We start from the raw sequence: 7,908 nt of genomic DNA, 5'->3' as shown, positions 1-7,908 counted from the left end.
CGGCTGGCGCCGTCGCGGGCCTGGGTGGAAATGCCGTGCAGCACCGTGGCGAAGTAGTCGCCCAGCGCGTGCACGTCCGCCCCGTCAGCCAGCTCGCCGGCCGTGGCGGCCTGCTGCAGCCGCGCGATGATCTGCTGGGTACGCTGGCGGCGGTGTTCGGCCAGCCAGTCCATCACCGCCTCATTCTCCGGTGCGGTACTGGTGGCCGCCGACACCACCAGGCAACCCTGCGCGCGGCCGCGCTTGGTGTAGGTGAGCACGGCGTCGTGCAGCATGCGTTCGATGGCCGGGCGCACCGCCTGCTCGCGCAGCGCGCGGTCGGCAAAGCCTCCGTCGCCGGCTTCGTACAGCGCCACTGCCTGGCGGAACAACTGCTCCTTGCTGCCGAAGGCGGCGTAGATGCGCGCCGAGGCGATGCCCAGTGCCTCCACCAACGCCGACATCGACGTGCCCTCGTACCCACGCGCCCAGAACAGCAGCATCGCCTGCTTGAGGGCGTGGTCTTTGTCGAATTCGCGAGGGCGGCCGGCCATGGGGCATCACTACGGAAAGAAGCGGTGCGGCAATTCTAGCGACACCCGACGTTGACCGGGGCGAATTTGACGCCTATTCTTTGTCGCTCGACAAACAATGAGGCGACACCCCATGCGTACCATCCAAGGCCCCAGCCTGCACCTGGCCCAGTTCAGTGCCGACCAGCCCCCCTTCAACGACCTGCCCTCCATTGCCGCCTGGGCGGCCAGCCAGGGCTTCAAGGCGCTGCAGATCCCGGCGTGGGACGAGCGCCTGTTCGATGTGGAACAGGCCGCGCACAGCCAGCAGTACTGCGATGACATGATCGCCATGCTGGCCGGCCACGGCTTGGTGATCAGCGAGCTCACCACGCACATCTTCGGCCAGCTGGTGGCGGTGCACCCGGCCTATGACGCGCTGTGCGACAGCTTCGCCCCCGCCGCCCTGCACGGCGACCCGGACGCGCGCAGCGCCTGGGCCATCGAGCGCATCAAACTGGCGGCCAAGGCGTCGCAGCGGCTGGGTCTGGACCGCATGGGCACCTTCTCCGGTTCGTTCGCCTGGCCGTACCTGTTCCCGTTCCCGCAGCGCCCGGACGGCCTGATCGAGGCCGCGTTCGAAGAGCTGGCCCGCCGCTGGCTACCGATCCTGGACGTGTGCGACGCGCACGGCATCGACCTCTGCTACGAAATCCATCCCAGCGAAGACCTGCATGACGGCACCAGTTTCGAGCGCTTCCACGCCGCGGTGGGTGGCCACCGGCGCTGCCGGATCCTGTTCGACCCCAGCCACTTCGTGCTGCAGCAGCTGGATTACCTGAGCTTCCTGGACATCTACCGCGACTTCATCGGCATGGTTCACATCAAGGACGCCGAGTTCAATCCGAGCGGCCGCCAGGGCATCTACGGCGGCTACAGCGGCTGGACCGAGCGCGCCGGGCGTTTCCGTTCGCTGGGCGATGGGCAGGTGGACTTCAAGGGCATCTTCTCCAAGCTGGCCCAGTACGACTACGACGGCTGGGCCACGCTGGAGTGGGAGTGCTGCCTGAAGAACCAGGAAGACGGTGCACGCGAGGGCGTGGCCTTCATCAACGCGCACATCATCACCGTGACCGACCGCATCTTCGACGACTTCGCCGGCGCGCCGGTCAGCCGTGCGCAGATCCACGGCATGCTGGGGATCCACTGATGACCACCGCACTTGAGAGCATTACCCACCGCCACGTGCGCATCGACGGCCGCAGCGTGCATTGCGCGATCCTGGGCGAGGGCCGGCCGGTACTGCTGATTCCCGGCTGGCCGCAGACCTGGTACGCCTGGCGGCACATCCTGCAGGCGCTGGCCGCACAGGGCTTCCAGGCCATTGCGGTGGACCCGCCCGGCACCGGCGATTCGGACACGCCGGCCCACGGCTACGACACCGGCGCCATCGCCGCTACCCTGCACGCGGTGATGCAGCAGCTGGGCCATGCGCGCTACCAGGTGGTGGGCCATGACGTGGGCATGTGGGTGGCCTACGCGCTGGCCAGCGACCAGCCCGAGGCCGTGCAGCGGCTGGCCATCACCGAAGCGGTGATTCCGGGCCTGGCCGAGGCACCGCCGGTGTTCGTGGCGCCGGAAGACAACATCTTCCTGTGGCACTTCATGTTCAACCAGGTGCGCGACCTGCCCGAAGCGCTGATCGCCGGGCGCGAGCGCGCCTACCTGACCTTCATGTTCGACCGCTGGGCGCACCGTCGCGAAGCGGTGGCGTGCGAGGTGTACATCCGCGCGTACGCCGCGCCGGGTGGGCTGAGCGGTGGTTTCGGCTATTACCGCGCCATTCCCGAGACCATCCGCCAGAACCAGCAGCGCGCACGCACCCCGCTGGCCATGCCGGTGCTGGCCATCGGTGCCGAACATGCCACCGCCAACATGCCGATGGACACCATGCGCGCGCACGCCGCCGACCTGCGCGGCACGATGATTGCCGACTGCGGCCACTTCGTGATGGAAGAAGCTCCGCAGGCCTTCCTGGACCAGCTGCTGCCCTTCCTGCTGCCGGACGCCGCGGCATGAGCCTGGACCCGGATATCGCCCGCTTCCTGCAGACCCTGCCACCGCCGGAGGCGGTGGCAGGGATGACGCTGCAGCAGATCCGCGCGGCCAGCGAAGTTGCCTTGCCCGCCCTGCAGGGCCCGGCGGAGCCGGTAGCCGACGTACGCGATTTCAGTGTGGCCACCGGCGACGGCCACGCCCTGACCGTACGCGCGTACTGGCCGGCCGGTCACCGCCCGGGCCAGACGCGCCCGGGGTTGCTGTTCGCCCACGGCGGCGGGTGGTTCCAGTGCTCGCTGGCGGTGTACGACGGCCCCTGCCGGGCGCTGGCCAATGCCACCGGCTGCGTGGTGCTGGCAGTGGATTACCGGCTGGCCCCGGAGCACCGCTTCCCGATTCCGCTGGAGGACGTGTACGCCGCGCTGTGCTGGAGCCATGCCGAGGCGGCGCAGTTGGACATCGACCCGGCGCGGTTGATGGTGGGCGGCGACAGTGCTGGCGGCAACCTGGCCGCGGCGGTGGCGCTGCTGGCGCGTGATCGCGGTGGGCCGCCCCTCCACCACCAGCTGCTGCTGTACCCGGCGCTGGACACCGCCATCGACACCGACAGCCACCGGCAGTTCGGCGAGGGCTACTACCTGAGCACCGCGTTGATGCAGCGGTGCTGGGACGCTTACCTCGGCGAGGGCGTGGCCAGCGCCGATGGACTGGCGGTGCCTGCGCGGGCGCATGACCTGCGCGGGCTGCCGCCGGCCACCGTGCTGGTGTGCGAGTACGACCCGCTGCGCGACGAAGGCGAGCACTACGCCGCACGGTTGGCGCAGGCCGGGGTGGCGGTGCACTGCGAGCGCCTGCCCGGGATGGTGCATGCGTGCCTGCATTTGCTGGGGACGGCGCCGGCGTCGCGGGGAGTGCTGTCGCGCAGTGCGGCGCTGTTGGCGGCGGCGATCTGACACGGTGCGATGGCGCGCCCCGCGTGCACATCGCGGGGCGTGCCGCAGGAACGCCAGCACCCGCTGGCTGGACGCGCGGTCCGCGCGTGCGTAACCCTCCGGCGTGCCGCCCACCGGAATGTATGGACCGGTGCGGTCGCGCCAGGTGGTGGGCTGCAGCATCTGCGTGATCAGGTGCCCGGCGTCGCCGTAGTAGGCCACAGCATCCGCCATCGGCCGCGAGCGATGCGCCTGCAGCCAGCGCGTCGCAGGGCAAGGGGACATCCGCGGCGGGCAGCCCCAAGCCGGTGGACAAAACGTTGCGCATGGCAGGCCGCGGCTGCAGACAGGGGGCCGGAGTCTGGCAGGCCCTTGCCCGTGCCACTACGCACCTTGGTCATGCCCGCACCACGCGGGCATCACCGGTCAGCCGCGTGCAGCTTCGTCGATCAATGCCGCCACCGCATCGGGCTGCGAGGCGAGTGACGCATGGCTGGCGTCCAGCGTGATGACGTTGCGCGCGTTCAAGCGAGCCGCCATTCGCTGCTGGTTCTCCGGAGAGATCATCCGGTCATCGCTGGAGATCTGGTACCAGCTGGGCGTGTGCTTCCAGGCCGGGTTGCTGATCGGCTCGCCAAAGGCACTGGCCAACGGCGCCTTCTGCGCCACCCCCATGACCAAGGCTTCGTCGGCATCCAGGTCCTGGCAGAAGCTCTCGTGATATTTGTCCTGCTTGATCCACAGGTAACCGTCGCTGTCCGCGGCCAGGTTCGCCACCGCCACCGGCGGATGCTGCTGGGTGATGCCCCCGGGGCTTTCACCTGCATCCGGCGCAAAGGCGGCGATGTACACCAGCCCGACCACGTTGGGCAGATTGCCCGCCTGGGTGATCACCGCACCGCCGTACGAATGCCCCACCAGCAGCACCGGCCCATCGATCTGGGCCACCATCTTGCGGGTACGTTCGGCATCGTCGGCCAGCGAGGTCAGCGGCAGTTCAACGGCACGCAGCGCGGTATGGCCCTTGCGGTGCAGCGCCAGGATGACCTTGGCCCAGTGCGCGGCACCGCCCCAGAAGCCATGGACCAATACGATTGTCGGTGAAGTGCTCATGACCGTCTCCAAGGTAGGACCGGCATCAGCGCCGGCCCACAGAGCCGGTACTACATCCCGGCAGCGGTTAATCCGGCGTGAGCCGCGCCCACGAAAAAGGCCCGGCAATGCCGGGCCTTTCCTGCCACGCCGATCCGGCGCGTGGCGATGCGGTCACGCTGGAATTACCAGCTGAAGCGCGGGCCGACCGACCATTCCTTGTCACCGTGGCGATCCATCTTGATGTCGCCGTTGATGCCCCAGTTCTGGTTCAACTTCACCTGGCCACCCAGGCGGCCGTAGAACTGGCCATCCGGATTGATGCCGTGCTTCTTGCTGTAATCCTCGTAGCCGGCCATGGCATAGACTTCGGCGTGCTGGCCGAACGCGGTACGGATACCGGCTTCAGCGCTGTAGCCGTTGAAGTCCAGGCCTTCCTTCGGGTCGAACTTGTTGTAGGCAACGCGGCCCACGAAGTCGGTGCTGTTGCCGATTTCCTGGTTGTAGCCCACGCCGACGCGCCACTGGTCAACCTTGAAGTTGCCGATGTCGGTCTTCTGCTGGTTGTACTCACCGAAGGCATGGAAGTTCGGCAGGAACGCGTAGGAACCCTTCACGCCCCAACCATCGGCCTTGCCGCCGTCTGCGTCGGTCTTGACGTAGTCGCCTTCGGCGTAGTTGTAGGACAGGCCTTCAGCAGCGGAGGCGGCGAACGGCAGGGCGGCGGCAAGCGCCAGGGCAATCAACGAAGTCTTCATGGGGGTACACCTCTGTCTTGAACTACTTGCAGCTGACGCGGACGTCGGTTGCATCGGAAATGTAAATTCTCCGTTATTCGACACAACCCGCCCTGAAGTGGACCCTCTTCACCTGCGTGAATTTTTGGCAGGGGTTCAGTTGCGCTGTGACATACGCGCGCGCAGATTCCAGCGGAAAAACAGCTGTCGGGCGTGCATGCGAGGTGATGAACGATGTGTGGGGAGGGTGCGAGACACCTGCCGGCGCACAATGGCGGCGACGATACGTGCGAGGAGGATTCTGGTCACGACGATGCCCTTGCGGGGCGTCACGCGCTGGGGAAGCCGCTCTTGGGGAGTAACCGGCTAACGCGTCCATCTCCGTGTTGCACCGCTCGGCGCAGGGTGTGCGACAAGGTGCAGGTCCTTGGGGAAAGGTCCTGCCCGGCGTCCCCATAGTGTGCTGAACACGTCACCTGGAGTATCAGGATGTTCCTCTCCCTCGTTAGGATTTTTCTGACCCCCGTACGGAAGTCTGCTACCACGTATCGCGCAAGTCATTGAACGTGTTGACATTGGCGCAAGACGAGGCGCACATCCATCACGCCGGCCGCGCAGGCCCAGGCGCATTGTCGATCTTCCCCTTCCCCGCACGTCGTATGCCATGAAGGCGCCCGTTCCGGAGCGCCATCGCCCACCCTGGAGGCAGCCATGTCCTATATCGACGGTTTCGTGCTCGCAGTACCCACCGCCAACAAAGAGAAGTTCCTTGCCCACGCCCGCGAGGGCGATGCGATCTGTATCGAGCACGGCGCGCTGCGCGTGGTCGAATGCTGGGGCGACGATGTGAGCCACGGCAAGCACACCGACTTCTTCCGCGCCGTGGAGGCCAAGGACGATGAAACGGTGGTGTTTTCCTGGATCGAATGGCCCGACAAGACCACCCGCGATGCCGGCATGCAGAAGATGATGGACGACCCGCGCATGAACCCGGAAAACAACCCGATGCCGTTTGACGGCAAGCGCATGATCTACGGCGGCTTCGTGCCGGTGGTGGAACTGGGCGGTTAAGCGCGCCGGCGGGGGCAGCGCATCCGCGTCGGGATGCGCTTGCCCGGTTGGCGGGTGCGCGGCATGCTCAAGGCCCACCGGCCAGGCCCGGCGGCGCGTGCCGCACTGGGTGCCGTACAGGAGCTGCATCGATGACAGAAGGATCTGCACCGCGCCACCGGCACGTGCTGGCCGGACTGCTGGGACTGCTTGGCGTCAGCCTGGCGCCAGCGATGGCCGCACCCACCGCCGACGACTACGCGCGCGCCGAACGGGTACTGGATGGACACCTGCGCGGGAAAGTGCGCAATGCCACGGTGCTGCCGAACTGGCTGGACGATGGCCGGTTCTGGTATCGCCATCAAACTGCCCAGGGCAGCACCGATTACCTGCTGGTGGACCCCCGCGTGCCCACGCGCACGCCCTTGTTCGATCGCGCGCGGATGCGCGTGGCGCTGCAGGCCGCGGGCGCTGCAGACGCCGACCAGGTGCTGCAGCAGGTGGCCAGCGTCACTGCCACGGCCGATGCCGGCGCGCTGCAGCTGGTGCTGCGCAGCGGCGCCGCGCAGGGCCTGCAGTGCGCGCTGCCGGCCTACCAGTGTGCGGTAGTCGCGTTGCCCGCGCCGAACCCGCAGGCGCTGACGGCACCGGATGGACAGCGGGCCGTGGTGGTACGCGACCACAACCTGTGGCTGCTGCCGGCCGGCACGGCGCCGGCCATCGCTCTCACCCACGATGGCGAGGCCTCCCACGGCTACGGCGTGCTGCCCGACTTTGGCCTGCGCGGCATTCCCTATCGCGAGGGCCGGCTGCAGCCACCGCCGTTCGCGGTGTCCTGGGCGCCCGATGGCACCCGCCTGTTCGGCGTGCGTTATGACGAGCGCCACGTGCAGGCCTATCCCTACACGGCGACGGCACCGGTGCAGGGCGTTCGCCCGGTGCTGCACCAGGTGCGGCTGGGCTTGCTGGGCGATGCCGAGCAGGTGCGTGATGCGTGGTTTGTCACCGACGTCGCTGCAGCGCGCACGCAGACCATCCCGGTGCCCGATGGCTGGCACAGCCTGACCGAGGCCGGCGTACTGGGTTGGTCGCGTGGGGCGGACAAGGTATATACAGCGATCGTGCGGTATGACCGCCCGGCGCGGATCCGGCTGGTCGAAATCGACCTACACCGCCGCACCGTGCGCACATTGGTGGAGGAAAGCTCCAGCACCCGCGTGCAACTCAACAGCTATCCCTACAACCGCGCGGCGGTACGCGTGCTGCCGGGCCGCAACCAGGTGGTGTGGTTCTCGCAACGGGATGGCTGGGGCCATCTGTACCTGCTGGACGCCGCCAGCGGCGCGGTGATCCGGCAGCTGACCCGCGGCGCGTGGCTGGTGCGCGATATCGTCGGCGTTGATCCGGACGAGCAGCAGCTGTACTTCAGCGCAGGCGGGCGCGAGCCCGGCGACCCGTACCAGCGACGCCTGTACCGGGTGGCGCTGGACGGTGGCGCGCCGGTGCTGTTGACCCCCGAAGCGGCCGACCATGCCATCGATGCGGGGG

The 7,908-nt window shown here is 67.9% G+C and carries 8 protein-coding genes; 5 read left to right on the top strand and 3 right to left on the bottom strand.

Annotated elements, in window-relative coordinates:
• The coding region (locus DBR34_RS06235; RefSeq protein WP_146186778.1) for a TetR/AcrR family transcriptional regulator at positions 1 to 533 on the bottom strand (533 nt) is incomplete at its 3' end.
• 112 nt (positions 534 to 645) lie between these two features.
• Here DBR34_RS06235 and DBR34_RS06230 point away from each other — a divergent pair.
• From DBR34_RS06230 to DBR34_RS06220, 3 genes are read left to right on the top strand one after another with little or no spacing between them, the layout of a single operon-like run.
• Entirely contained in the window at positions 646 to 1,701 is a 1,056-nt protein-coding gene (locus DBR34_RS06230; RefSeq protein ID WP_128096138.1) for a sugar phosphate isomerase/epimerase family protein, read from the top strand.
• Positions 1,701 to 2,570 (top strand): alpha/beta hydrolase, encoded by an 870-nt coding sequence (locus DBR34_RS06225; protein WP_128096137.1) that lies wholly within the window; start codon positions 1,701 to 1,703, stop codon positions 2,568 to 2,570. Before DBR34_RS06230 ends, DBR34_RS06225 begins: the two co-directional genes overlap by 1 nt.
• Complete coding sequence (locus DBR34_RS06220; RefSeq protein WP_128096136.1) at positions 2,567 to 3,502, top strand: alpha/beta hydrolase; 936 nt, start codon at positions 2,567 to 2,569, stop codon at positions 3,500 to 3,502. Before DBR34_RS06225 ends, DBR34_RS06220 begins: the two co-directional genes overlap by 4 nt.
• 405 nt (positions 3,503 to 3,907) lie before the next feature.
• On the opposite strand, the gene DBR34_RS06215 is transcribed toward DBR34_RS06220, so the two are convergent.
• The gene (locus tag DBR34_RS06215; protein ID WP_128096135.1) at positions 3,908 to 4,594 is read right to left on the bottom strand and encodes an alpha/beta hydrolase; all 687 of its coding nucleotides are present in this window, start codon (positions 4,592 to 4,594) and stop codon (positions 3,908 to 3,910) included.
• A gap of 164 nt (positions 4,595 to 4,758) precedes the next feature.
• Positions 4,759 to 5,331: an Ax21 family protein gene (locus tag DBR34_RS06210; RefSeq protein WP_128096134.1), complete on the bottom strand. Its 573-nt coding sequence runs from the start codon at positions 5,329 to 5,331 to the stop codon at positions 4,759 to 4,761.
• 690 nt (positions 5,332 to 6,021) lie between these two features.
• On the opposite strand from DBR34_RS06210, the gene DBR34_RS06205 reads away from it, so the two are divergent.
• Positions 6,022 to 6,381, top strand: coding sequence for a DUF1428 domain-containing protein (locus DBR34_RS06205; RefSeq protein ID WP_128096133.1), 360 nt, complete (start codon positions 6,022 to 6,024; stop codon positions 6,379 to 6,381).
• A gap of 131 nt (positions 6,382 to 6,512) precedes the next feature.
• Positions 6,513 to 7,908, top strand: a 1,396-nt coding sequence (locus tag DBR34_RS06200; protein ID WP_258223707.1) for a DPP IV N-terminal domain-containing protein, incomplete at its 3' end; no start/stop codon positions are given.

The organism is Stenotrophomonas sp. HMWF003 (assembly GCF_003061285.1).
GTDB lineage: Bacteria > Pseudomonadota > Gammaproteobacteria > Xanthomonadales > Xanthomonadaceae > Stenotrophomonas > Stenotrophomonas maltophilia_AP.
Note: the sequence above shows the minus strand (reverse complement) of the source record. Positions and strands in the feature narration are given on the sequence as shown.